Below are 25,556 nucleotides of genomic sequence, written 5' to 3' on the forward strand. Positions count from 1 at the left end.
ACTGTTCCACAATCTTCACAATGTTCGGTTCCTTGACCTGCTTCCTGATTTCGAGCTCTAATCTCCGCCTTGGTCGATCTGCTAAAACCATCGGTCGGACAATTATGCACCAAAACCTTCTGCTTACCAACAAAATAGGTTTCGAAATCCGCCACGGTAAGATTATAGGTTGCGTCTGTTCTTTCGGTTTCAACAACCGAAGATAGACAATGTCTCGCCAGTCACCCGATGTTACAGCCTATGTCAGCGAAGACGATATCTAGCGCATTTCCAAAGATGCGCGGGGTCGCTTCATTCCCGATGACCCGGTACAAGCGTCCCGCGCTGCCAAGCTGGTGGAGAAATCGACCAATGCGGTCGAGAGAATTGATCAACCGATATTGGCTTCTGTCAATGGCGGACCCATCGCATCGGACAAGGACGAGAATATCCTGCGTCCCCGTTCGGCCCTTTACCGTGTTCGTCTGATCGCCTCGAAAAAAACCTACAAGGATGGCGAGACTTTGCAGCTAATCCCCGGCATTGTGGAGATATCAGCCACGGGACGCTCGGTGGCGGGCGGGCTGTTGGATAAAGTGACCCGGATTTTCAGAAGCGAAGCCTCTTTAAGCAATTAGCGCGAATGCCTGCTTAACGGATTCGCTTCTTTAACCAATCTGATTTATGCTCTTCTCAACAAGACTCGTGAGGGGGGATGAAGATGGAACAGTTAGGCGCGCTCGATGCGATGTTTGCTTATACGGAAACAAGCAATACGCCGATGCATATTGGACAGCTGCTGATTTATGATCCATCGACGGCTCCTGGCGGCAAAGTCGGGTTCAAGGATATTTTAAACTATATTGAAGGCCGGCTGGATGGCGCGCGGATATTCCGTCAGAAACTGGTGCGCGTACCGCTGGACCTGGATCACCCCTACTGGATCGAGGACGATAATTTCGATCTCGAATATCATGTTCGTCATATTGCCTTGCCGCAGCCCGGCGACTGGCGGCAGCTATGCATTCAGGCGGCGCGAATTTATGCGCGGCCGCTGGACATGAATCGCCCGCTCTGGGAGTTTACGGTCATCGAAGGTCTCGACAATGTTGAAGGCATCCCCAAAGGCAGTTTCGCCGTGATGCACAAATTCCACCATGCAGCTGTGGACGGGCAATCCGGATTGCAAATGACTCTGGCGCTGCATGACCTGGATGCGAAGATGAAGCCACGCAAATGGGACAAGCAGTGGCGGCCAGAAACAAAACCGAATGACCTGAATCTGTTGATGCGGGCGCAGGTGAACAATATCGCTAATCCGGTGCGCGGCTTGCAAAATCTGGGCAAGCTACTTCCTGTGCCGAAACGGATGTTCGATTTCGCAAGAGAGAACAAGCAGCAGAAAGATGCTGCTACCGGCATTCCCAAAACCCGTTTTGGGGGCAGGTTGACACCGCACCGCGTTTTTGACGGCAAGATATTCCCGCTTTCCGATATCAAGACCATCCGCACGGCTTTTCCCGGGGTCACTGTCAATGATGTCATGCTGACCGTAGTTGGCGGAACGATGCGTGCCTATCTGGAAAGCAAAGGCGAGCTTCCGGATAACACATTGAAAGCGGGTGCGCCCATATCTGTCCGTGATGACAACGGCGAAGCCGCTGGCGGGAACCAGGTGTCGATGATGACAGTTGGCCTTGGTACGCATATTGCCGACCCGGCGAAACGTCTGGAATTTGTCGCCAAGGAAACGAACCGTTCCAAGCATATGGTCGAAGCGGTTGGTGCACGGACCTTGATGGAATTGAGCGGCGCGATGCCCGCCGGCTTGACCGCAGCTGCGACGAAACTTGCTGCGCGGATGGGGCTGGGCCAGACGGTTGCCCCGCAGATGAACACGGTTGTGACCAACGTACCGGGACCGCCGGTCTCCATGTATTTTGCCGGCGCCGAACTCAAACGCAGCTTTGGTATGGGATTGCCGACAGATGGTATGGGCGTTTTCCATATTGTCACCAGCTATCATGGCGACGTCATGTTGACGATTACAGCGTGCCGCGAGATGTTGCCTGATCCGGCCGCTTATGTCGATTTTGCAGAGAAAAGCTTCAAGGCCCTGCTGGCGGCGGCGAAGAAAGCAGGCGCAGCAGCGGCGACAAAACCCAAGCCGAAAAAGGCCGTAGCCAAAAAACCGAAAAAGCGGCTAACCACGCCTGCCGCTACGGCAGGCAAGGGTCGCAGGAAAACCACCAAATAATCAAGATGTGAATCTTGTGCTGCTTGGCTTGACTCGATGGAATTGATTGCGCATCCCTCGGCGCAACATATTCATCCCAATGAAAAGCGAGAGGCGAAAACCCCATGAGCACAGTAGAATTTAATGATCGCGTAGCCATTGTCACCGGCGCCGGTGCCGGGCTCGGCAAACAGCATGCGATGGAACTCGCGCGGCGCGGGGTAAAGGTTGTCGTCAACGATTTCGGTGGCGCGCGTGATGGCACTGGCGGTTCTGCCACTGTTGCCGAAGGCGTTGTCGCAGAGATTGAAGCCGAGGGCGGCGAAGCCATGGCAGCAGGGTGCAGCGTCACCGACATGCCTGCGGTGGAAAAAATGGTTGCCGATGCGATCGCCAAATGGGGCCATGTTGACATTCTCGTCAACAATGCGGGCGTGCTACGCGACAAGAGCTTCCACAAAATGTCGATGGAAGATTTCCAGTTCGTCATGGATGTCCACCTGACCGGCAGCGCCAATTGCACCAAGGCGGTGTGGGACCATATGCGCGAGCGCCAATATGGCCGGATCGTGATGACGACTTCGTCCACGGGTCTTTATGGCAATTTCGGTCAGGTTAATTATGGCGCCGCGAAACTGGCGCTGGTTGGCATGATGAACAGCCTGCATCAGGAAGGCGCAGGCAAGGGCATTCACACCAATTGTATCTCTCCGGTTGCGGCCACTCGCATGACCGAAGACATCATGCCGGAAGAAGCCTTGAAATTGCTGGTGCCCGAAGCGGTGACACCTGCCGTGGTCTATCTGTGCAGCGATGGCGCGCCATCGAAGACGATACTGACAGCCGGTGCTGGCGGTTTCGCAGCCGCCAAAATCCTCGAGACCGAGGGTATCTGGTTGCCGGAAGCCAATCGCAATGCCGAAGCCATTGCCGAGAATATCGACAAGATTCTCGATGAAACCGGCATGCAGGAATATGCCAATGGCGGCGGACAGGGCGGCAAATTTTTCCGCCGGATGCAGGAAGTCATGAAGGGCTGAGGGAAGGCTGGAATCACCACAGGACGAACGGTCTTGATCTTATGAAACGAATTTAGGAGAAACGCGATGCCAATAATCAAAGCCGAAGAACTCGATAGCTGGAAAGGCAAGGAAGTGGGCGTGTCCGATTGGTTTGAAGCCAGTCAGGACCGGATCAACAAATTTGCCGATTGCACCGAAGACCATCAGTTCATCCATGTCGACGAGGAAAAAGCCAAGAACACGCCTTTTGGCGGCACCATCGCCCACGGCTTGCTGACACTCTCGTTGATGCCAGCCATGTCCTATGGCTGCACCCTGGGCCTCGAAGGCGCGGTGATGGGCATCAACTATGGCTATGACAAGGTCCGCTTTCTCAACCCGGTCCGCGCCGGCTCCAAAGTCCGCGCGCGCCATGTGCTGGTGGATGCGGTGGAAAAACAGCCGGGCCGCTGGCTGATGACCTATGATGTCACGGTGGAAATTGACGGCATCGAAACGCCTGCGCTGATTGCGCGCTCGCTGGCGATGATTGTGGTTGGTTAGGCTGAAACCATAGCGAATTCAGGAAGGGCTCCGGATTGGTTCCGGGGCCCTTTTTTGTTCCTTTGTCCAATGTCCGCTAAGGGCGCAAAAGCGGACGTTAGGCTTTTAATCTGGGTCAGTTAGATCCTCAATTGCATCTACACTGTCGGCGAGGGTGATCACTGAGAGCAACCCAACCAACGTTACAACTCCAATTGCAACTCCGGCTCCAGTACTCAGGTTAAAGTTTCGATCTGCAATTTCAACTGCTTGCCCGTTTAGGAACAGTTGGGGTTTGGCATCGAGAGAGACTGCCAGTTGATTTTGCCGAGATAATTCGTGAAAGCGGCGATAAACTGGTTCGGTCATAGAATAGCGGTGACGAGACACAGTGAATGCCAGCCGAGGCGCATGCTCATCTTTCTTGCCTGCAGACCCGAAAGGAACAACTAGGCCCACTTGCATTCTCGCTTCAGGCTTATACTGACCGTCGTTCATGAAGTAAGATTGCGCTGCAACTGCGCTGCTCATGTTGATCGCTGCAATGCCTGCCGCCGCTAGAGCTAGATTCCTCATCACCTTATTTGTCCCCGATAAGTTTCAGTCTGTTGGCTTTGAAGTGTGATTGTGGCCGACCGGAGGCAACTAATTGCAGGCATGCAACAATTCTGCCTTCTTCTACTTATGCCCCAGCTACAACAATGATGCTAATGTCCGCTTTCGGGATAAAACTGCCACTCAAGGCGTCCCGGCAATCCTAATACACTGCCCCGTCACCCATTCCGAAGCGGGCGCGCATAGGTAAAGCGTAAGCGCCCCAATATCCTGCGGTGTGCCTAATCGTCCGGCAGGCAAGCCCAATGTATCTTCAAACCCCACAAAATCCTCGTCCGTCATGCTCAGCGCTTTTTTCACCGTTTCGGTCGGGACAAAGCCGGGGAGGATGGCGTTGACCCGCGTTTTGGGGCCGAGTTCGTGGGCGAGAGTTTTGGTTAGCATCAGCACACCTGCCTTGGCCGCGCTATAATGGCCGCTGCCGGGGAAGGGGTCCTGGCCAGCCATGGAGCTGGTGTTGACGATGCGGCTGCCTTCGCCAAAATGCTTGCAGGCGGCGCGGACGCCATGGAATACCGAGGTCAGGTTGACCGCCATGGTCTTGTCCCATTCAGCCTCATCGAGTTCGGTCAGTGGTGCGGAGACCAGCGATCCGCCTGCATTATTGACCCAGATATCGAGCCGTCCAAATTCATCAACCGCGCGCTGGGCCAGCGCGTCCATATCCTCGCAGCTGGTGACATCGGTGACCTGTGCGATGGCGCGGCCGCCTGCATTGCTGGCGTTGATCTCGTCAGCGACCGACTGGATTTCGTCAATGCTGCGCGAGGCGCACACCACGTTGCAACCGGCATCGGCCAGCGTCTTGGCCATGCCTTCGCCAATGCCGCGACCGGCGCCGGTGATGACGGCCACTTCGCCGGTGAGATCGAAAAGGGGGTTGGTCATATTAAGTCTCCAATAGAACTGCGCTCACCCTGACCCTGTCGAAGGGTGCCTGCCACGATGCTTCGACAAGCTCAGCATGAGCGCGCGGGGTAGTGTTTGCTCGATTATTCAGCTGCCTCGAGCGCTTCTTGCTTCGCCCGTACGCGGATCGGAATGCTGCTCATCAGCGGAATGCCGGTGCGCTTGTCAAAGTCGCGATCATTGAAAGACAATCGTCCCGTATTGCCGCCTGCGCCCATGGGGTCTTCTTTCTCGTCGGGATTGGTGCCCCAACTATGGGGAAGCGACACACAGCCCGGTTTCACCGTCTTGTCCGCCTTGGCCACGCAGCTGATGAAGGCGCGCGCGGATTCCACCTCAACGGGTTGATCTTCGCTCAGGCCGAGCGCGTCCATATCTTGTGGATTCATGAAAGCGGGATGATGCGGCACGCGTTTGCGCTGCACCGGATCTTCATGCCAGTTGCTATTGTGGATTTCGGTCATCCGCCGTCCGATCATCCGCATCGGGAAGGCGGTTTCTTCGACCGGCTGGCCCAGCCGCTGGGCATAGCCGGCCAGCTCTTCCATCATCGCCGCATTACCAACCGACAATTTGCCTTCCCAATCGGCAGGCTTGGGTTGGACCATCAACGCCTGTGCGTCGATAATCTTGCCCTTCTGGGCTTCTGGGTCGGCATAGACATCGGCAACCGGAACGGGAGAGCCGTTGAGCGCGGCACTCCACGCGGTAATCGGATCAGGTGTTTCACCGGGTTCAAAGACCGTGGCTTTTTCCTCCCGCTCATCGGGATGCGATACCAAAGCCCAGCTTTTGATCTTGAGCGGCTTGTCCATTTCACTGGCGAGCGTGTGGAGAAATTCATATTCCTCGCACAGGTCGGACCCTTCCGGCGATTCCATGATCGGCGGGCTGGCCTGCGCGTAATTATTCTCAAAACCCCAGCCTGCACCAAAGCCGCCATAGAGTTCCGGTGCAGCGGTATTGCCGTGCACTTCATAATGCAGCTTTGGCGCAATCACATAGTCGGCCAGTTCTGCCGTCTTCGACATACGCGGGTCGAGGCAGACGAGAAGGTCGAGCGCTTTCATTGCTTCAAATGTCTTGAGCTGATCGGGCCAGGCGAGCATCGGATTGCCGCCAAGGCAGATGAGCGCCTTGACCTGCTTGTCGCCGGGGGTGAGGATTTCATCGGGCAGGGCGGCGGTCGGCATGCCCGAAATGCTCTGTTCGAGATCGCGGCTGTGCAGTTTGCGACCAAAGCCCCAGGCCTCCATTGGTCCCGGCGAGGCAGCGACGGGCGGAGCGGGTTTCATAAACACGCCGCTGCGCCGGTTAATATCGCCTTCGCGCAGCCAGTGGCCCATGATCGATGTCAGCGACAGGTTGAGATATTCGGTGATATTGCCTCCACCCGCCATATTGGGGCCGGTGCCAACGCTGATGCTGCCCTTTTTCCAGCCACCATACATGCGCGCGGCCTGGACGATTTCGTCCGCTGTCACATCGGCGCGTTGGGCGGCCAGTGCCGGGTCGAATGGGGCGACCGCCTTTTTCAGGGCGTCGAAACCATTGACATCATTGGCAACGAATTGCTCGTCATAAAGTTTTTCTTCAATCACGACTTTGGCAATTGCGCCCAGAATGATCGGGTCTTCGCCGGGACGACATTGCAGGTGCAAATCGGCTTGGCGTGCGCTGTCCGTCTTGCGCGGATCAATAACGATCAGCTGCATTCCGCGCTTTTTGGCGTCATGCAGTTTCTTGGCCGGGTTCATGCCAAGGCCGCCGTTCATCGACACGACCGGATTGGTGCCGACCAGCATCAGGCCATCCCAGTCACCGACGCGCGGCGCACCGGCGAGCCAAGGACCGACCAGTGCGCGGGCAATGCCTTTGCCCGGCTGGTCAATCGTGACGCTATCGTAAACCGACGTCGAACCAATGGCATCCATAAGCGCCAATATGAAAGCATGGCCGTTGAGATTGTTATAGCCAAAGGTGCCGACATAAGACGCGACACTGTCGGGGCCATGTTCGGCGACAATGGCTTCGATCCGCTCTGCAATCTCTTTCGCAGCGGTGCGCCAGCTGACGGCCTGTTTCTCGCCGTGTTTCATGCCCTTGTAACTGGTCAGCAAGCGCGTATCGAAGCTGTGGTAATTGGCGAGCTGCCGGCCCTTGATGCAGCTATAGCCTTCAAATTCGGGGTTATTCTTGTCGCCATGGGTTTTGACCGGAACGCCATTTTCAAAATCGACAATCAGGCCGCAATGGGCGTGGCAGGCCCGGCACATTACATGTTTCTGTTCACTTGCCATTGTCGCTCTCCTGATTGATATTTCAGACCATTGCTTTTTGGAATTTAATCGTTCAATTAATAACCAATCGATTCCCAAATTAGGGCATGGCAGCGGGCGCTGCTACTGACCCTATTGATAAGATAATCTCAGGAGCACAATCCCATGGCCGAGAAACCCAGCGCAGCCGAGTTAAAGGAATTTGGCGACGCCGCCGATGCGTGGTTCAAGGAAAATACCGTTCGCGATCCCGGCTTCATGCTGCCGCTGACCTTCATGGAAGTGTCGACGGACCAGCAATTTGATTTCCTGCGCGATTGGCAGCGCAAAGTTTACGAAGCAGGCTTTCTCGGCGCCAGCTGGCCAAAGGAATATGGCGGCGGCGGCATGCATAGCGAATTTCAGCGTGTCGCCACGCGGGCAATGAAAAAATATGACGCGCCGATTATGCTCAACGCCATCGGCAATGGCTGGGCTGGACCGCTCATCCTCGATCTGGGCTCCGAGGAGCAGAAGCAGACCTATATCAAGGGCATGCTCAATGCCGAAGATATCTGGTGCCAGGGCTTTTCCGAGCCGGAACATGGCAGTGATCTGGGCAATGCGCAGCTCAAAGCGGTCAGGGACGGCGATGAATATGTCCTCAACGGCTCGAAGATATGGACCTCGCTTGGCGACCGGGCGAAATATATGATCCTGCTTGCGCGGACCGATTTTGAAGCGGAGAATAAATATAAGGGCCTGAGCTTTTTCCTCAATCCGATGAAGATTGACGGGATCAGCACCAGCCGGATCAAGAAGCTGACCGGCGAATATGGCTTTGTCCAAACTTTCTTCACGGATGCGCGCATTTCTGCCGACTGTCTGTTTGGCGGCGAGGGCAATGGTTGGTCAATGGCAATGAAGACGCTGGAATATGAGCGCGGCGCGAAGGTCAAACCGGTTGGCGGCTATTTCGTCAAGGAACTGGACGTGATGCAGATTGTCGAGTTGGCGAAAAACTCGATGCGGAATGGAAAACCATTGCTGGATGATCCGGTGATGCGGGACAAGATGACGCAATATATGATCGATATTCAGGCGCTGAACCTCAACAACACGCGCCGCCGGATGCCGCAGCTGATGCAGGACAAACCCATGGGCTTGCCGCTGATGAACAAGCTGGCCCGGACCGAGCTGATCCGCGAGCTGACCGAATTTTCCCTCGGCTTTCAGGGGACCAAGGCGGGCTATTATGTCGGCGACGAGAATGCGGTGGATGACGGCTATTGGCACCGCAGCTATCTCAACAGCTTCTCTGCGACAATTGGTGGCGGCACATCCGAGATCCAGCGCAACATCGTCGCCGAGCATGCGCTTGGTTTACCCAAAACACGATAGGTCAGGATCGAAAAATGGATAATCTAGGCAATATCGGCACGACCGAAGAGCAAATTGAATTGATGGATGTTGCCACCAACTTCTGTCGCGACAAGTCACCTATGGACAAGGTTCGGGCACTGATCGACGACGATCTGGGCTATGATCCGGACGTCTGGAAAGAGATTGCTGAACTCGGCTGGCTCGCCATCGCTATCCCCGAAACGCATGATGGCGTCGGCCTCTCGATGGCCGAAGTGGTTCCGATTGCCGAGCAAATGGGCCGAAACCTCATGAGCACCCCCTTCGGCACCACGACTTTGGCGGCTCAAGCGCTGCTTGCAGGCGGCAGTGAAGCGCAGCAGGCGGATTGGCTTCCGAAAATCGCAGCAGGTTCAGCCGCAACATTGGCTCTTGCAGAAGATAACGGTGATTGGGATCTGAGCAATATCACCTGTTCGGGTAAACAGGATGGCGATAGTCTCTCTTTGTCCGGCAAGAAGCAGCTGGTACGATGGGCGGACAGCGCAGAGCTGATCATCGCTTCGGTCAAGGTCGACGGCGATGTGCGATTTGCCCTTATCGAACGGAGCGCGCTCGGTGAAGGCGCACTGCGGCGGGAGTCGATTATCGATGAAACCGCGCGCAGTTTTGAACTGACTCTGGATGGCATAACAGTCTCCGCAGATGCCCTGTTCGATGCTAGCCGAACACGCGAAACGATTGAAAAGATCGAACTCGCCGCAGGTTTGATCCACGCTGCCGAAATGTGTGGCGGGTCGCAGGCTGTGATTGATTACACGCTGGAATATCTGAAAACCCGCAAGCAGTTCGACAAGATTATCGGCAGTTTCCAGGCGCTGAAACATCCCACGGTCGACAATTATGTCGAATATGAAAAAGCCCGCACGCATCTGTATAGCGCAGCCTATAGTTGGGGCGAGCAAGGTCGCGGCGAAGTGGCTGTCCGTATGGCGGCAGCGCAGGCGCATAGCAGCTATAGCCGGGCGGCTGACCGCTCCATCCAGTTTCACGGCGGATTTGGTTTCACCCATGATTGTGACGCACAGCTGCATCGGCGCAAGGCCATTTTTGATGGCGCGCTCATTGGTGACGCTGCCTACCAACGGTCAAAACTGGCCGGCCTGTTATTTGATTAGGATTTAGAGGAGAGAATAATGTCAGAAATACTCACGGATATTCAAGACGGTTTCATCATCGTCACCATCAACCGGCCCGAAGCCAAGAACGCGATGACCAAGGCCGCTGCCGAAGGCATTCGCGCAGCGATGGAGCAACTGGACAATGATAACAGCCTCAACGCCGGGATCATCACCGGTGCCGGCGGAACATTCTGCTCCGGTATGGATCTGAAAGGCTTTCTGCGCGGTGAGACACCGTCTGTGAAAGGCTACGGCTTTGGTGGCATTACCGAGAAGGGGCCTGAAAAACCGATTATCGCAGCTGTTGAAGGCTATGCCTTGGCGGGCGGTCTGGAGCTGGCTTTGGCCTGTGATCTGTGTGTAGCAAATAGCAAAGCGAAATTCGGTATTCCAGAAGTGAAACGCTCGCTCGTCGCGGCAGCGGGCGGCGTGATCAAGTTACAGCAGGTTGTGGGTAAACGCATCGCCATGGAAATGGCACTGACGGGTGATTTCATGGATGCCCAGCGCGCCTATGATGTCGGCTTTGTCAATCGCTTGACCGATGGCCCGGCGCTGGATGCGGCAATCGAACTGGCCGCCACGGTCGCGGCCAATGGGCCTCTGGCACTGAAAGCGACCAAGAAAATCATCAACGAAAGCTATGATTGGACCAGCGAAGAAGCGTGGAAGAAGCAGGCGGAAATAACTGGCCCCGTGTTTATGTCCAAGGACGCGCAGGAAGGCTCGCTTGCCTTTGCCCAGAAACGCAAACCTGATTGGAAAGGTGAATAGCCATGGCTGAAATCGAGCGGATCAATCCTGATACGCTGCCGGATGCCGGCGCGATGGGCTATTCGCAAGTCACCACTTGTACTCCGGGAAAGATGATCTTTATCTCCGGACAGGTGGCCTGGACGCCTGCGGGAGATCCGGCGCCGGACAATCTGGCCGAACAGGCACGGATGGCGAGCAGCAATCTCGGCAAGGCGTTGGAATCGGCTGGAGCCGGACCGGAAAATATCGTTTCCGCACGGGCGTTCATCGTTGACTATACGGAAGAAAAGGGCGCGGAAGCTTTCCCCGAGATACTTGGGTCTCTCGGGGGAAATCAGGTAGCTTTCACCCTGATCGGCTGTTCCGCGCTGGCTTCACCCGATCTGATGATCGAAATCGAGGCGATTGCGGTTGTCTGATATTGTTACGACAGGCAGCTCAGATATTGTCGAACTTTGGGCTGATCAGCATGATTTGCCGTCCTGGTTTGCCGAAGCGCTCAACGTTCCGCGTGAAGAAGCCTTCGTGGAGGTCGGCGGGCATAAGGTTCATTATTTCCGCTGGGGCAAACGCGGCAATCCGCCGCTATTGCTGACGCACGGTTTTCTGGCTCATGCACGCTGCTTTGCGTTTATCGCGCCCTTTCTCGCCGAGGATTATGACATTATCGTCTATGATCTGGCTGGTATGGGAGAGAGTGAAATTGGAGCCGTGTTTGAAGGGGCTCAGCGCGCCGAAGATATGATCGCACTCGCCGATGCGCTCGATCTTTTTTCCGGTCCGGTGAAACCGAAAATCATTGCCCACAGTTTTGGCTCCGGAGTTGCCCTTACTGCAATGGAACTGGCCGGAGAGCGCTTTGGCGGTCTGGTTATCTGTGACCTTATGATCATGCGTCCCGAAAAGCTCGCCGCCCATTTTAAAGGCGGCGGCGGACCTCCTGGTTCGGGCAAGACGGATCGGCCAACCAATGTCTATCCGGACTACGAGACCGCGCGTGGGCGTTTTGTTCTGGCGCCGCCTCAGGATGTGCAAACCCCCTTCCTGCTTGACTATATGGCCTATCACAGCATGCGTCAGGTTGAGGGCGGTTGGACCTGGAAATTCAACCCGAAAGTTTTTCACCGTAGCGAGAATGACCAGGAGAAATGGCGGCAGGCTCCGCAACGGATCGTGGATCTGCCGCATCGGCAGGCGATTGTCTATGGTGAGAAGAGCCGATTGTTTGATGGCGATAGCGCTGCCTATCTGCGCGAGCTGGGTGGCAGCCATATCCCGATGATCGCGGTACCCCAGGCGGAACATCACCTGATGCTCGACCAGCCGCTTGCATTTGTCACTGCGCTGCGCTCTGTTCTGGCTTTGTGGGATACTCCATAAGCCAGAAAGAGGATCGGTCGTGAGCAGCAATTCCAAGAGTCGTGTGGTTTCAGTCGTTCAAGCCGGGTCGGACCCGTTCGATACGCCTGCTACCCTGACCAAGTTCGCGGACTTACTGTCGGATACTAAGGCAGCAAAAAGCCAATTGGTCGTGCTTCCGGAAGCTTTTGTCGGTGGTTATCCCAAAGGGGTAGATTTTGGCGTTAGGGTAGGATCGCGCAACGATGCCGGGCGGGAATTGTTTCGGCTCTATTCGGACAATGCGATCGCACTGGGTTCGCCCGAATTTGAAGCACTGAGCGAGTCGGTCGCCGCCAATGATATGGCCGTGGTCGTCGGAGCCATCGAGCGCAAAGGCGCGACTCTCTATTGCTCGACTTTCGGCTTTGAACGTGACGGCTCACTGCTTGGCGTCCACCGCAAGCTGGTTCCCACCGCGATGGAGCGGCTGATCTGGGGACAGGGTGACGGCAGCGACCTGCCGGTAATGGACAGCAGCGCCGGGCGATTGGTGAGCGCGATCTGCTGGGAAAACTACATGCCGCTGCTTCGCAGCTATTATTATGACGCGCAGCCTGATTTCTATTGTGTCTCCACAGTGGATGACCGCCCGGTCTGGCTGCCGACGATGCAGACCATCGCACTGGAAAGCCGTTCCTTTGTCCTGTCTGCCTGCCAATATCTGGAACGCGGGATGATCGGTTTAGGCGCAGAGCAATTTGATGCGGTCCAGGGCAACGACCCTGATACGGTTCTGATCAATGGTGGCAGTTGCATCGTTGCGCCATCAGGCGAGGTGATCGCTGGGCCGGTATTTGGCGAAGAGACTTTGCTAACCGCCGAAATCGATTTGGACGACCGGACGCGCGGCAAGTTCGATATGGATGTAGCCGGTCATTATGCGCGACCGGATGTGTTTGAGCTTAAGGTGAATGAGGTGGCCCAACGGAATGTATCAAGCGATTAACTCACTCGTAAAAAACCTCTTCCGCTCATTGCCGGGAAAGAAAAGCTGCTCAACCTGTTTTTCAGATGAACAACGCGGTCTCCTCGCGACAATTTGATACAATAAACCCCAAATCCGACAAATCTCTGCGACGGTTTTTCGCCATAACTGTTTCCGACGCCGCAGTTGGCGCCGCGTAGAAGAGGAGTTTATGATGAAAAAGATTCTGATGATATTGGCTGCATCTACGATGGTCATATCGCCTATGGTAACCGCACAGGCTGAGGCCGCCACCCATAAGACGGTCAAGAAAACAGTGACGGTTAAAGACGGAAAACGGGTCGTTACCAAGAAGACGACCGTCAAAGGAACTGGTACCCAGAAAGTCGTGCGCACCGCCCATGTGCCGACCAAGCAGCGCTGGGTCAAAGGACAGCGCTTTGATCGCCGCCATGCGGTCAATTACCGCGTGATCAGCAATCCCCGCGCCTATCGTTTGGCGACCGCACCGCGCGGTTACCATTGGGTCCGGTCTGGCAATGATGCCGTCTTGGTCGGTGTGACCAGTGGTATTATCGGGGCCGTGATTGGCAATGCCCTGTTGCGCTAATCGCAGACGCGATCAGATAATAGCAGAAGCCTCTGGGCTCGATCCCGGAGGCTTCATGCGTTCTTGATGGTTAGGCCGCCATCGACCGGGATAACGGCGCCGGTCAGGAAACTGGCGGCGGGCAGCACGCAGGACAAGGTCATGTGCGCAACTTCTTCCGGGATGGCATAGCGGCGCAGCGCTACCCGGCGTTTGGCGTAAATGGTCTTATGCTCTTCGGATATCGCGTCGGTGATACCGGTGCGGATCGGGCCGGGGCAGATGCAGTTCACGGTGATGCCCTCACGGCCAAGATCGACCGCAAGGCCTTTGGTCAAACCGATCACGCCATGTTTGGCGGCGACATAGGGGCTGTTGCCCGGCGAGGCCCCCAGTCCCTCGGTTGACGCGATATTGACTATCCGGGGATGCTCGGCCTGCTTGAGATGAGGCAGGGCTGCGCGGATCATCCGCTGGTGAGCCGCCAGCATGACAGCCAGAGTCGGCTCCCAGCTGTCTTCGTAGCTTTCCGCGGCAACATCTGCCGGAATCGCGAATCCGGCATTGTTGACCAGAATATCGATACCACCAAAGGCCTGAGCGATATCGGTAACCACCGCCTTGATGATGTCAGGATTGCTGACATCCAGCGACCAGGCCTCTGCCGAGCCGCTATAACCGGCTGTCGCGATTTCCTCGACAACGGCGTCGCAACGCCCCTGATCGAGATCGGTTACGGCTACAATCGCACCTTCCGAGGCGAACAGATGCGCGGTCGCACGGCCCATGCCGCTGGCTGCCCCGGTGACGATTGCTTTCTTGCCGGCAATGGAGCGGCTCAGTTTCTGATAGGGCTCCACGATCAGGCGGCGAGAAAGCCTTTGAGGCGACCGTTGATAATTTCTTCTGCGTCTTTCATGATACCGTCGATCAACTCCTTACAGGTCGGAATATCATTGATCAGGCCAGCAACCATGCCGCAGCTCCACGCACCGATGTCCATGTCGCCTTCCAGCATGATTTTGGGATAGACGCCGGCTACTTGCTCGATGACATCGGTAAATTGCAGATCGGCGCCTTTTTCTTTCTCGATTTCCAGCAGCCTTTCGACCGCAGGATTGTTCAGCACACGCTCGGTATTGCGCAGCGGACGCATCACGAGACGGGTGTCGAGCTCGCTGGCGGCGACGATGGCGTCTTTGACATTCTGGTGCACCGGCGCTTCTTTTGTCGCGATGAAACGGGTGCCCATGTTCATGCCCTCTGCACCCATGGCGAGTGATGCCACAAGCGAACGCGCATCGGCCTGTCCGCCGGAGCTGACAAAGGGTATGTCCAGTTCATCGGCGGCGCGCGGCAGCAGGATCATGTTGGGAATATCATCTTCACCGGGGTGGCCGCCGCATTCGAAACCATCAACGGAAACCGCATCACAGCCAATGGATTGCGCTTTCAGAGCATGGCGAACGGCGGTGCATTTATGAATGACCTTGATGCCGGCATCATGAAGCGCAGGCAATACCTGCACGGGATTGTTGCCAGCCGTCTCGACAACTTTGACACCGCCTTCGATAATCGCCTTGACCATGCCTTCATAGTCCGGGGCATTGACCACCGGCAGGAAGGTCAGGTTCACACCAAAGGGTTTGTCGGTCATGTCATTGCACTTGGCAATCTCATTGGCCAGAGCTTCGGCCGAAGGCTGGGTCAGCGCAGTGATAATCCCCAAGCCGCCCGCATTGGAAACTGCTGCCGCGAGTTCGGCAAATCCCACATAGTGCATCCCGCCCTGAATGATCGGATGTTCGATACCGAAAAGCTCTGTGATGCGTGTTTTCATGGGATTTGTCCTCTTGCGTTGAAATGAATGGAGACGCTGCGAGGCGCCTCGAGAATCGGTTTAATCGGTCAGTTAACTAGCAATCCAGGCGCCGGTTGTCACGCCTTTCCAAATCTGGTCCGGTGACGTTACGGCAAGCTCAGCGCCCAGTGTTTTGGACCAGTGATGCTCATTGCCCAATGTGTCGCGCCAGGCCCAAAGGCGGCGGGTATAGTGGTGCAGGTCATATTCCTGCGTATAGCCCATCGCGCCGTGCACCTGATGGAACGGCACGGTCACGGCTTCGACGCTGTGACCAATTTGAACTTTGGCAACCACCGCCTCATGCCATGCTTTTTCCGGATCATCGGCGTTGCGGGCGAGGGCGCTGGCGGCCTGGGTCGCGGCCATGGTCGCGGCCGCGCTTTCCGATGCGGCGACCGCCAGTTGATGCTGGATCGCCTGAAATTTCGACAATGGCCGACCAAATTGCTCGCGGTCGGAAACATAAGCGATGGAAAGATTGAGCGCGGCCTCGATCGCAGAGGCCATTTGCACGGCGCGCACGGTCAATATCAAAGCTTCCACGGCGCGCCGGGATAAGTTGGTTGCGGCGCTGGCGACCGGTGTAGCGCCAGAAAAGTCCAAGCGGACATCGCCATCGGGTGATAGCGCTTGCATATCGCCCGCCGATATATCAGCGGTTTTGTAGAGGGCAATCTCGCTCTTGCCCGCATTATAGACGGCTACATGATCAGCCGCACTGGCAAAGGAAACGCCGGCGGTCTTGCCGTCGAGCAGGGCAAAGCTGGACGCGCCATCGGGAATCGCAATGCCCACCCGATCAAGCAGCCAGTTGGCGACCAATGTCTCGGCAAAGGGCACCGGTGAGGCGGCTTCTGCCGCTACCCAGATGGCTCCGAATACTTCATCATAATCCGCACCAAAGCCGCCATTATCTTCGCTGACCCATGCCAGCGGCAGGCCGTTTTCGGCTAGTGCATCCCACAAGGCTTGGGGATAGTTGCCGGCTTCGGCTTCGTGCGGCACTTCGCGTCCGCACAGATCGGTGAAAATTTTCGCTGCGGTTTCAGCGACCATGCCTTCGATATTGATCATTAGCGTAACCCCAACTGGCGCGCGGTAATGCCGCGCATGACCTCGGTCGTACCACCGCGCAACGTATTGGGCGGGGATCGCAATATACCGATATTGAGGATACGCCGCATTTCATCGCTCCACTCGTCCTCCGGCAGATCGTTGAGCAAGGCCCGGACTTGCAGGGTCAGGTCATTTTCCAGACGATTGCCGAGATCCTTGACGAGCGCGGCCTCGGTCTCGGGCGATACGCCCTGATGAAGCAGATTGGCGATGCCCCAGGACATGCCGCGCAAGGTCCGCAGGCTGGCGATGAGCTTGCCAAGGCGCGCATGGGAATCCGATCCCAGCTTGCCCTGTAATTGATGGAGCGCCGTTTCGAGCGTGATATAGCTGGACAGAAACCGTTCGGGGCCGGATCGTTCCATGGCCAGCTCGCCGGTCACCTGCTTCCAGCCGCCGCCTTCTTCACCGAGCAGGCAATCATCGGGAACAATCACATCCTCAAAATAGACTTCGTTAAAATGCGCATCGCCGGACAGATCGGTAATCGGTTTGATCGTCACACCAGGCAGGCTGAGATCGATCATGATCTGCGAAAGACCAACATGCCGGTTGCGACCATCGGCTGGCGAGGTGCGCAAGATGGCAACCATATAATGCGAGATATGCGCGCCGGAGGACCAGATTTTCTGGCCATTGATTTTCCAGCCACCTTCCACTTTTTCCGCCTTGGTTTTGACATTGGCGAGATCGGAACCGGCACCGGGTTCGGAAAGACCAATGGCGAAATAGCATTCCCCCGCGGCAATGCGCGGCAGGATATCGCGCTTTTGCTCCTCGGTTCCATGTTCAATCAGCATCGGCGCATGTTGTCGGTCCGCAATCCAGTGTGCACCGACCGGAGCGCCCGCGCGCAAGGTTTCCTCGGTTACGATATAGCGTTCCAGCGCGGTTTTATCATGGCCGCCATATTGACTCGACCAGGTCAGCCCAATCCAGCCCCGTTTGCCCATTTTCTTCGAAAATTCGGGGTCTGAAGAGGCCATCCAGCATTCCGGTTCGGGACGGAAATTTCCCGCCTCGCGTTCTTCTTTCAGAAATGCCTGCAGCTCGGCGCGCAGCTCTTCAAGCGCCGGATCAGGCTGGACAACAGGGAAATTGAAACGTTGCATCTAAAAATGCCTCAGGGTTAGAATTCAGGGTGTCACGATGTTGAACTGCGGATCCACCGGATCCAGCGCGCCGAACATCGCGGCCATCAGGCCAACATTGCCCAGCACCCGCATATTGCCGGAGACAATAAGGTCCCGCGGCGTGACTTCCCGCATCAGAATACGGGTAAAGTCGGTGCGGCTGACGGTGATTTGGGCAATCGAACGGTCATTGGTTCCGGCACGCGGGAACATGACGCTTTTGTCCAGATCAACACTGACCGCTTCGCCGCGATCGGGGAAGGTGAACTGGATGATCCCGCTCGCATTGCTCATCCGCGCCGGATTGAAACGGGCGGCCAGGGCATCGAACAGGTCGACCGCCGGGATACTGTTCAACACCCGTGCATTATTGGTTGCGATGGCTTCGCCTTTGTCATTGCCTTCGCGCAGTTCCTTGGCGCCGGACAGATAGATGTTCCGCCACGTCCCCGCCTCGGCCTGAAAGCCCAGTTGCTCATAAGTGGAGGCGAGCCATTTCTTGGCCGCTTCATTGGTTGGATCGGCAAAGACAATATGGTTGAAGACGGTTGCAGCCCAGCGATAATCGCCAGTGGCAAAGGCGCGTTCTCCGACAGACAGCGCTTTGGGAGCTCCGCCCATGGCCGCGACATAATTGCGCGATGCCTCGACGGGTGGCAGCGCATGATAGTGCGCCGGAACCCCGTCCCACCATCCGAAATAACGCTGATAAACCGCCTTGCTGTTGTGATTGAGCGTCCCGTAATAATCACGCACGCCAAAATCGGTTGCGGCAAAATCGGGCTCGCCGATATTCTCGGCAATTTCATGCATGGTCGCGCCCTGATTGGCTTGTCGCAGGGTTTGGTCATGAACATAGCGATATAGTCCACGCTGGTTTTTCAGCGCCGTCTGGACATTGTCGCTGCCCCATGTCGGCCAATGATGGCTGGCGAGCAGCACGTCTGATTTCTCGCCATATTTGGCGAGCATCGCATCAATCACCTTGCTCCATTTCAGCGTGTCCCGCACCAGCGCCCCGCGCGGCGTCAGGACATTGTGGAAATTTCGGGTGACGACTTCGGCAGTATGCAGGGCTTTAAACTCGGGCAGGTAGAAGACCAGTTCTGCCGGTGCTTCTGTCTCGCCCGCATCCATGAATTCAAACGTGATTCCATCAATTTCGAGCGTTTCACCGTCCTTGCTGATCGTTTTGGTTGGCGGCAGCAGCGCCAGATCGCCTTTCGACAGATATTGGCCCAGGCCGGTGCCGACATGACCGGCAGGACCGGCGGGCAAATTGGTGCCGAACTGAAACTGCACCCGGCGATTCATGGTGGTCCCGGCAAGGACATTCTCGCCAATGGATTCGCGCAGGAACCCATGAGGTGCGATAATCTGCACCTTGCCATATTGTAGTTCCTGCGGAGAGATAACTCCGCTCACACCGCCAAAATGATCGCCATGACTATGGGTGAAGATCACGGCCTGAACCGGACGCGCGCCCAATGTGTCATTGGCCAGTGCCAGGGCTGCTTTGGCAGGAGCCGGCGTGGTCAGCGGGTCGACGACTATCCAGCCGGATTTGCCGGCGATCAGGGTCATTTGCGCCAGATCATAGCCGCGCAGCTGGTAGATGCCTTCCTGTACCTTGAACAATCCGTGGATGCTGTTCAGCTTGCCCTGGCGCCAGAGTGACGGGTTGACGGTATCGGGGGCCGCGTCTTTGATAAAATCAAACTGGCCGGTTTCCCACGCCACCGATCCGTCTTCATTCAGGATCTGGGCGTCTTCAATTTTGGCCAGAAAGCCGCGATTGGCATTGTCGAAATCGGTCTGATCAGTAATCGGCAGGCGTGCCGCAACTCTGGCATTGGCTGCTTTGGTGAAGGCCGTTGCAACACCCTCTGGTGGAGTGTTGGCTTGCGGCTCATCAGCGGCCATCAGAAATGGCGCGGTCGCCAGCGCCAATATCATCCGTTTATTCATGTCAGTTCCCCCGCAAATATTTCAGTGCTCCTGCGCAGGCAGGAGTACAAAAAAACAGAATCATTTCATCGCCCCTTAAATACCGGTTTGCGCTTCTCGAGTATCGCATCAATCGCTTCCTGATGGTCATCCAGCTGTTGCAGGACGCCCTGGAACAAGGCCGCCTGATCGAGATTTTCCTTCAATGTGACGCTTTGTGCCGTGCGCACCAGCTCTTTGGTCTTGCGGATGGCGAGCGGCGGTAACGCAACCACCTGCTCGGCCAGTTCGTAGGCACGGCTGAGCAAAGCATCATTTGCAACCACCTCTGACACCAGACCGTAATCCAGCGCCTTGTGGGCATCGATAAACTCGCCGGTAAACAGCATCTGGTTGGCCCGTGCCTGACCGATGATGCGCGGCAGCAGCCATGCGCCGCCATCGCCCGGAATAATGCCAACGCGCAGGAAGCTCTCGGCAAATATCGCGTCTTCACCGGCAATACGAATGTCGCACATGGTGGTCAGGTCATTGCCCGCACCGATTGCATGGCCGTTAACCGCCGCGATAACCGGGACCGAAATTTCAGCCATGGTCAGCGGAATGCGTTGAATGCCGGTCTTGTACCATTCTTCAATTTGCAGCGGCGACATATTCTGCTCGGCGGTCATCGCCTTGATCTCGTGCAAGTTGCCGCCAGAGGAGAAGCTTTTGCCATTGGCGGCCAGCACGACACAGCTGACACCCTTGTCGGCATCGGCCTTTTGCATTGCCGCCACCAGCGCGCTGCACAGATCGGTCGACAGCGCATTGCGCGTCTCCGGCTTGTTCAATGTAATGGTGACCACGCGGTCCTGTTTATCATATAGAACGACGTCGCTCATAAATTCCCCACCTGCTTGTTTAGCCTGAATCACTATTTCTCTTCGGTCATCCATTGCAGGCCCGTCCCGCTTCTGCAAGAGAGGGATCGGATGGAACCGATAAGCTATGGTTATGAAACTCCGCTGTAACGCTGATCAAAATTGTCATGAAACCGGCTTTACGCTGGTGGAACTCATGATTGTATTAGTGATTCTGGGCCTGATGGCGTCGGTTGTGATATTGTCCTTTCCCGATGGCAGTAATGATCTTGAACAGGACGCTCAGAAATTTGCTGCGCGCACGGCGGCCTTGCGTGACAATGCGATATTGCAATCCCGCCCAATGGCAGTGCAGGTCACGCCCTCCGGCTACAGCTTCCTGGAGCGGCGCAAAGGTGCCTGGTCGGTGATGGAGGACAAGCCTTTTCGGTCAACCAGCTGGTCTGATGGGGTAATTGCGGAGGTTGGAGAAACCGGCCCGTTGCTTATCAGTTTTGAAAGTACAGGCTTACCCAGTGACCGCGCCGAAGTGCGTTTGGCCTACAAGGATTTCGCCCGCAACATTGTGATCGCACCGATGGGCGATGTGCAATTGGCGGGCGGGAAGGAAGCGCCATGAAGTTACAGCATGGGCATGAACGGGGCTTCACGCTGATCGAAATGCTGGTCGCGCTGTCAGTCTTCAGTCTCGCGGCGCTCGCGCTGATCCGGCTGCAAGGTTACACGACCCGCAACACCGCCGAGCTGGAATTGCGGGTGGTTGCGCAATCTGTGGTTCGCAACCGCGCCGTCGAAATACTCACCGACCCGCGCCCGCCAAGTCTGGGCGATAGCAGCGGCGAGGAGGAAAATGGCGGCCTCCGCTGGACATGGTCGCAAAGCGCGCGCCTCACCGAAGAGGGAAATTTCATACAAGTTGATATCACGGCGCAGGAAAAGGTCAGTGGCGCCCCCGCGACGCTCACAATATTGCGCCCAGCGGACATCATACTCGATGCACCCGAACCGGGGCCATTGGCGGAAAACCAGCCTTAGCGAAATACCACCGTCCGATTGCCATTCAGCAAGATCCGGTGCTCACCCGCCCATTTGACCGCCTTGGCGAGAACCTGCGCCTCGATATCGCGGCCGATGCGGATCATCTCCTCGACACTCGCCCGGTGATCGACGCGTTCCACCGCTTGTTCGATAATCGGTCCCTCATCGAGCTCGGCGCTGACAAAATGGGCGGTAGCGCCGATAAGCTTTACCCCGCGCTCATGGGCGCGATGATAGGGTTTCGCGCCCTTGAAGCCGGGCAGAAAGCTGTGATGGATGTTGATGCAGCGTCCGGCCAGTTTTTGGCTTAGATCGTCGGACAGTATCTGCATATAACGCGCGAGGATCAGATAATCGGCCTGTTGCTCGCCCATGATATCCAATATCGCCTGTTCCTGCTCAGCCCGATTGCCATCGGTTACGGGGAGATGATGGAAGGCAACATCATGCCATTCGGTAAGGTCGCGCAGGCTGTCATGATTGCTGACCACGCCGGTTATATTGACGGGCAGTCCCCCGGTTTTCCAGCGGTGCAACAGGTCATTGAGGCAATGGCTGCCCTTGGATACGGCGATCACAATATTGGGCTTTGCCGCGCCGCTGACCAATGTCCAGTCCAGTGCATAGCGGGTGCCGACCGCCGAAAACTTGTCAGTTAGGGCATCGAGGCTTGCCGGAAACCTGTCACCGGCCCCCTTGAACTCAACCCGCATGAAAAACCGTTCCAGCTCCAGATCGGCATATTGTTGGCTGTCGAGAATGAAGCCGTCATGCTCCGCCAGAAAGCCGGTTACGGCGGCCACCAGGCCGACCCGGTCTTCGGCAGTCAGGGTAAGAATATAGTTTTGCGTCATATGCATATCGCCTCTTGGGCTACCAATTGGCCCAAACTTGGCAGTTTGAAAAGCGGGATTTCCCCTTGTGCTGATTTCTGCAGCGATTAGAAGCCTCCACAAGACACCCGAAAGACAGGACGCGATATGAGTGAAGACGATTCTTGGGATCTGGATGATTTGCCGGAAGGCGAGGATTCCCAGCTCGAATGGTGGGATTTTGATGACAAGGCAGAGATGGTTGATGCCGTCGCCGGTGACATTGCCTTCATCATCGAAAGCGCGCTGGATGCGCGCGGCGAAGCTTTGCTTGCCTTGCCGGTCAATGATGATGCGATGCCGGTGCTCGAAGCGCTCGCGGAAAAGCAGATCAAGTGGAAATATGTCACCATCATTCCCACCGATGACTATCTGGTGCCGGTCGATGATCCCCGCAGCCATGTCAAAACACTGGCCCAGCTCTTTCTGACGCGCGGGGCGCGGGTGCTGCCGATTGCGACCGAGAATGACGATTATCACCTTGCTGGCGGCGCTGCTGATGCGCGGCTGCAGGACACCAAATGGCCGCCGGATCTGGTCTGGCTGGGCATGGACGAAGATGGCAGTACGGCTGGTCTAGTCGAAAGCGCGGATCTCGAAGAAGCGCTGGATGGCCCCAAGGAAAAACGAGCCGTCGGTATCATGCCGGACAATGGCGATACGCCGCTGGTAACTATTACCAAGGCCGCAATTTGCGAGGCACGGACGGTATTGGTCTTGCTGAACGGAGCCGGCGCGCAAATGTTTCTCGAGCAAGCCATTGCCGAAGGAGCCAGCAGCATGGCATCCATCGGACGTGTCTTTGCCGATTTGACGGTGCCTGTTGATATATATGTGGAAAATTAGGGGGTTGTTTTTCGGAGCAACCCGCCATTGATAATAGTTCGATAAGGAATGGCCGTTAAAGCGACTCCCGCAATGTGGGTCGCGAAGGTCATCTTGTTCGGGTTGTTTCTGTCACCAGTGGGTTTGACGGCTTGGCTGGTTTACGACCGGGCCGATGTGATGCTCTCTGCCGAGCGGCAGCCCGCAACCATAGCGCGATGTCAGGTCATACGAAAAAATTTCGGAAGCTCTTCCAAGGCCTCTTTTGCACCGGTTGCGAAAACCCGTGACGGGCTCGAAGTCGAAGGCGGCTTTGCGCCTTCCCGGAAAAAGTGGTGCGGCTATTTTATAGGCGATGATGTCGAAGTTCTCATCCACCCGACAGATGAATCGAAAAACCGCATCCATAATTTTCTGCAATTTTATCTGGCGCCACTGGGCGGCTTGTCGCTCATCATGGTCGTGCTGTACGCCTATATTCGCAAGAAAAAATACAGCTAGTCTATCGGCGCAGTGTTTGGTTGATTTAATCATGCAATTAAATCACTATGCTCTCCAATCGAATCGCTATGCAACGCGGTCAGCCCCAATGGAGAGAAGCAACCAATGCATCCTTATCTGCATGCCCGGGAAAATCCCGACAAACCAGCGGTCATCATGGCCAGCACCGGTGCCGTTGAAACTTATGCTGAACTCGACAAAGCGTCCAATCGCATGGCGCATTTATTCCGCCAAGAGGGTCTGCAAATCGGTGATACGGTGGCGGTGCTGCTCGACAACCATCCCAATTTCTTTGACTTCGCCTGGGGTGCGCAGCGTGCGGGTCTTTATTATGTCGCTATCCCCAGCCGCCTGACGGCTGCTGAGGTGTCCTACATTTTAAGCGATAGCGGCGCGACGCTGTTGATCAGCTCTGATAGCAAGCAGGGCGTTGTCGACGAACTGCACAAGCTGAACCCCGATGTGAAAGTATTTCTCTATGGCGTGGAGGATAGCCGCGCGATCGAGCCCGTTTTGGCCGCGTTGCCGGACGGCCCGATTGATGATGAACGTCATGGCACCGATATGCTGTACAGCTCGGGCACGACGGGCCGGCCCAAGGGCGTGCGCATCCCGTTTCCAGAGAATGAAGATATTGCCGCGCCCAACGCCTTGGTGATGATGGCGCAGGGCGCTTTCGGGTTTCAACCCGGCTGCACCTATCTGTCACCCGCCCCGCTTTATCACGCCGCCCCGCTGCGCTGGTGCATGACCGTTCACAAGATGGGCGGCACGGTGATCGTGATGGAAAAATTCGATGCCGAACAGGCGCTGGCGCTGATCGAGAAATATAAAGTCGATGTCAGCCAATGGGTGCCGACGCATTTCAGCCGGATGCTCAAGCTACCGGAGGAGACAAGGGCGAAATATGATGTATCCAGCCTGACCTGCGCGGTGCATGCCGCGGCGCCCTGTCCGATTCCGGTGAAGGAAAAAATGATTGAATGGTGGGGGCCGATAATCCGCGAATATTATGCGGGCTCAGAGGGCAATGGCTTCACCTTCATCAACTCCGAAGACTGGCTGGAGCATAAGGGCTCGGTCGGCAAGGCGCTTCTGGGGATTGTGCATATTTGCGATGAAAATGATGACGAAGTGCCTGTCGGCGAAGAAGGGCAGATCTATTTTGAAGGCGGCGCGCCGGTAAATTATCATAATGACCCGGAGAAAACCAAAGCCGCGCATAACAAACATGGCTGGACCTCGCTGGGCGATGTCGGAAAGGTGGATGAGGATGGCTTTCTGTACCTCACTGACCGCAAGAGCTTCATGATCATTTCCGGCGGCGTGAACATCTATCCGCAGGAGATCGAAAATCTGCTCATCACCCATCCCAAAGTGCTGGATGCTGCCGTTATCGGTGCACCGGATGAGGATATGGGTGAGCGCGTCGTTGCGGTGATTCAACCGGCCGATATGGCGGACGCTGGCGATGCCTTCGCGCAGGAGCTGGAGGTCTATTTACGGCAGACATTGTCCGGTGTGAAAATTCCGCGACAGATAGACTTCCGGGCCGAATTGCCCCGCGTGGCAACCGGCAAACTCTACAAACGCCTGCTCCGAGACGAATATTGGGGCAAGACCGACAGCCGGATTGTTTGAA

26 protein-coding genes are annotated in these 25,556 nt (G+C 56.3%); 16 read left to right on the forward strand and 10 right to left on the reverse strand.

The features are described 5' to 3' along the window. Positions 1 to 335 precede the first annotated feature (335 nt). The 4 genes from ACO6S1_RS06010 (at position 336) to ACO6S1_RS06025 (ending at position 3,780) form a co-directional block, all read left to right on the forward strand. A complete protein-coding gene (locus ACO6S1_RS06010) occupies positions 336 to 617 on the forward strand; it encodes a hypothetical protein (RefSeq protein WP_422345413.1) in 282 nt (93 codons plus the stop codon). A gap of 83 nt (positions 618 to 700) precedes the next feature. After that, positions 701 to 2,236, forward strand: a complete 1,536-nt coding sequence (locus tag ACO6S1_RS06015) for a WS/DGAT/MGAT family O-acyltransferase (protein ID WP_422345414.1) — start codon at positions 701 to 703, stop codon at positions 2,234 to 2,236. Positions 2,237 to 2,340: 104 nt separating this feature from the next. Continuing rightward, positions 2,341 to 3,255, forward strand: a complete 915-nt coding sequence (locus ACO6S1_RS06020) for an SDR family NAD(P)-dependent oxidoreductase (protein ID WP_422345415.1) — start codon at positions 2,341 to 2,343, stop codon at positions 3,253 to 3,255. 66 nt (positions 3,256 to 3,321) lie between these two features. Beyond that, a complete protein-coding gene (locus tag ACO6S1_RS06025) occupies positions 3,322 to 3,780 on the forward strand; it encodes a MaoC family dehydratase (RefSeq protein ID WP_422345416.1) in 459 nt (152 codons plus the stop codon). A 105-nt stretch (positions 3,781 to 3,885) separates the two neighbouring features. Here ACO6S1_RS06025 and ACO6S1_RS06030 read toward each other — a convergent pair whose 3' ends face one another. From ACO6S1_RS06030 to ACO6S1_RS06040, 3 genes are all read right to left on the reverse strand, one after another. Beyond that, positions 3,886 to 4,335: a hypothetical protein gene (locus ACO6S1_RS06030; protein WP_422345417.1), complete on the reverse strand. Its 450-nt coding sequence runs from the start codon at positions 4,333 to 4,335 to the stop codon at positions 3,886 to 3,888. A 162-nt stretch (positions 4,336 to 4,497) separates the two neighbouring features. Then, positions 4,498 to 5,262 (reverse strand): SDR family NAD(P)-dependent oxidoreductase, encoded by a 765-nt coding sequence (locus ACO6S1_RS06035; protein ID WP_422345418.1) that lies wholly within the window; start codon positions 5,260 to 5,262, stop codon positions 4,498 to 4,500. Positions 5,263 to 5,366: 104 nt separating this feature from the next. Further along, positions 5,367 to 7,583, reverse strand: coding sequence for a molybdopterin-containing oxidoreductase family protein (locus ACO6S1_RS06040; RefSeq protein WP_422345419.1), 2,217 nt, complete (start codon positions 7,581 to 7,583; stop codon positions 5,367 to 5,369). 144 nt (positions 7,584 to 7,727) lie between these two features. Between ACO6S1_RS06040 and ACO6S1_RS06045 the strand changes: the two genes are divergently transcribed. From ACO6S1_RS06045 to ACO6S1_RS06075, 7 genes are all read left to right on the forward strand, one after another. Then, positions 7,728 to 8,942, forward strand: a complete 1,215-nt coding sequence (locus tag ACO6S1_RS06045) for an acyl-CoA dehydrogenase family protein (protein WP_422345420.1) — start codon at positions 7,728 to 7,730, stop codon at positions 8,940 to 8,942. 14 nt (positions 8,943 to 8,956) lie between these two features. Then, entirely contained in the window at positions 8,957 to 10,081 is a 1,125-nt protein-coding gene (locus ACO6S1_RS06050; RefSeq protein ID WP_422345421.1) for an acyl-CoA dehydrogenase family protein, read from the forward strand. Between the two features lie 18 nt (positions 10,082 to 10,099). Continuing rightward, on the forward strand, positions 10,100 to 10,858 hold the full coding sequence (locus tag ACO6S1_RS06055) for a crotonase/enoyl-CoA hydratase family protein (protein WP_422345422.1): 759 nt from the start codon (positions 10,100 to 10,102) through the stop codon (positions 10,856 to 10,858). Between the two features lie 2 nt (positions 10,859 to 10,860). Further along, positions 10,861 to 11,259, forward strand: coding sequence for a RidA family protein (locus ACO6S1_RS06060; protein WP_422345423.1), 399 nt, complete (start codon positions 10,861 to 10,863; stop codon positions 11,257 to 11,259). Beyond that, on the forward strand, positions 11,252 to 12,220 hold the full coding sequence (locus tag ACO6S1_RS06065; protein WP_422345424.1) for an alpha/beta fold hydrolase: 969 nt from the start codon (positions 11,252 to 11,254) through the stop codon (positions 12,218 to 12,220). The genes ACO6S1_RS06060 and ACO6S1_RS06065 overlap by 8 nt, the downstream gene beginning before the upstream one ends. A 19-nt stretch (positions 12,221 to 12,239) precedes the next feature. Further along, positions 12,240 to 13,187, forward strand: coding sequence for a carbon-nitrogen hydrolase family protein (locus ACO6S1_RS06070; RefSeq protein WP_422345425.1), 948 nt, complete (start codon positions 12,240 to 12,242; stop codon positions 13,185 to 13,187). Between the two features lie 190 nt (positions 13,188 to 13,377). Then, positions 13,378 to 13,776, forward strand: coding sequence for an RcnB family protein (locus ACO6S1_RS06075; RefSeq protein ID WP_422345426.1), 399 nt, complete (start codon positions 13,378 to 13,380; stop codon positions 13,774 to 13,776). A 53-nt stretch (positions 13,777 to 13,829) separates the two neighbouring features. Here the strand turns inward: ACO6S1_RS06075 and ACO6S1_RS06080 are convergent, their stop codons facing one another. The 6 genes from ACO6S1_RS06080 to ACO6S1_RS06105 all read right to left on the reverse strand — a co-directional run bounded on the left by ACO6S1_RS06080 (position 13,830) and on the right by ACO6S1_RS06105 (position 20,699). After that, positions 13,830 to 14,615: an SDR family NAD(P)-dependent oxidoreductase gene (locus ACO6S1_RS06080; RefSeq protein WP_422345427.1), complete on the reverse strand. Its 786-nt coding sequence runs from the start codon at positions 14,613 to 14,615 to the stop codon at positions 13,830 to 13,832. Positions 14,616 to 14,617: 2 nt separating this feature from the next. Beyond that, positions 14,618 to 15,595, reverse strand: coding sequence for an NAD(P)H-dependent flavin oxidoreductase (locus ACO6S1_RS06085; RefSeq protein ID WP_422345428.1), 978 nt, complete (start codon positions 15,593 to 15,595; stop codon positions 14,618 to 14,620). Between the two features lie 72 nt (positions 15,596 to 15,667). Continuing rightward, on the reverse strand, positions 15,668 to 16,693 hold the full coding sequence (locus ACO6S1_RS06090) for an acyl-CoA dehydrogenase family protein (RefSeq protein ID WP_422345429.1): 1,026 nt from the start codon (positions 16,691 to 16,693) through the stop codon (positions 15,668 to 15,670). Further along, positions 16,693 to 17,847, reverse strand: a complete 1,155-nt coding sequence (locus ACO6S1_RS06095; protein ID WP_422345430.1) for an acyl-CoA dehydrogenase family protein — start codon at positions 17,845 to 17,847, stop codon at positions 16,693 to 16,695. Before ACO6S1_RS06095 ends, ACO6S1_RS06090 begins: the two co-directional genes overlap by 1 nt. A 24-nt stretch (positions 17,848 to 17,871) precedes the next feature. After that, the gene (locus ACO6S1_RS06100; protein WP_422345431.1) at positions 17,872 to 19,836 is read right to left on the reverse strand and encodes an alkyl/aryl-sulfatase; all 1,965 of its coding nucleotides are present in this window, start codon (positions 19,834 to 19,836) and stop codon (positions 17,872 to 17,874) included. A 65-nt stretch (positions 19,837 to 19,901) separates the two neighbouring features. Further along, positions 19,902 to 20,699, reverse strand: a complete 798-nt coding sequence (locus ACO6S1_RS06105; protein ID WP_422345432.1) for an enoyl-CoA hydratase-related protein — start codon at positions 20,697 to 20,699, stop codon at positions 19,902 to 19,904. Between the two features lie 106 nt (positions 20,700 to 20,805). Between ACO6S1_RS06105 and gspH the strand changes: the two genes are divergently transcribed. After that, positions 20,806 to 21,297: a type II secretion system minor pseudopilin GspH gene (gspH, locus tag ACO6S1_RS06110; protein ID WP_422345433.1), complete on the forward strand. Its 492-nt coding sequence runs from the start codon at positions 20,806 to 20,808 to the stop codon at positions 21,295 to 21,297. Continuing rightward, positions 21,294 to 21,713, forward strand: a complete 420-nt coding sequence (gene gspI, locus ACO6S1_RS06115; protein ID WP_422345434.1) for a type II secretion system minor pseudopilin GspI — start codon at positions 21,294 to 21,296, stop codon at positions 21,711 to 21,713. The genes gspH and gspI overlap by 4 nt, the downstream gene beginning before the upstream one ends. Here gspI and purU read toward each other — a convergent pair. Then, positions 21,710 to 22,570 carry a formyltetrahydrofolate deformylase gene (gene purU / locus ACO6S1_RS06120; RefSeq protein ID WP_422345435.1) on the reverse strand — a complete coding sequence of 287 codons (861 nt, stop codon included), beginning with the start codon at positions 22,568 to 22,570 and terminating at the stop codon, positions 21,710 to 21,712. The two genes, gspI and purU, sit on opposite strands and share 4 nt — an antisense overlap. Before the next feature lie 126 nt (positions 22,571 to 22,696). Between purU and ACO6S1_RS06125 the strand changes: the two genes are divergently transcribed. The 3 genes from ACO6S1_RS06125 to ACO6S1_RS06135 all read left to right on the forward strand — a co-directional run bounded on the left by ACO6S1_RS06125 (position 22,697) and on the right by ACO6S1_RS06135 (position 25,555). Continuing rightward, positions 22,697 to 23,434, forward strand: coding sequence for a 6-phosphogluconolactonase (locus ACO6S1_RS06125; RefSeq protein WP_422345436.1), 738 nt, complete (start codon positions 22,697 to 22,699; stop codon positions 23,432 to 23,434). Positions 23,435 to 23,482: 48 nt separating this feature from the next. Then, positions 23,483 to 23,914: a hypothetical protein gene (locus ACO6S1_RS06130; RefSeq protein WP_422345437.1), complete on the forward strand. Its 432-nt coding sequence runs from the start codon at positions 23,483 to 23,485 to the stop codon at positions 23,912 to 23,914. A gap of 105 nt (positions 23,915 to 24,019) precedes the next feature. Then, entirely contained in the window at positions 24,020 to 25,555 is a 1,536-nt protein-coding gene (locus tag ACO6S1_RS06135) for an acyl-CoA synthetase (protein WP_422345438.1), read from the forward strand. The last annotated feature ends 1 nt before the right edge of the window (position 25,556 follow it).

This window comes from Parasphingorhabdus sp. (genome assembly GCF_965233695.1).
Lineage (GTDB): Bacteria > Pseudomonadota > Alphaproteobacteria > Sphingomonadales > Sphingomonadaceae > Parasphingorhabdus.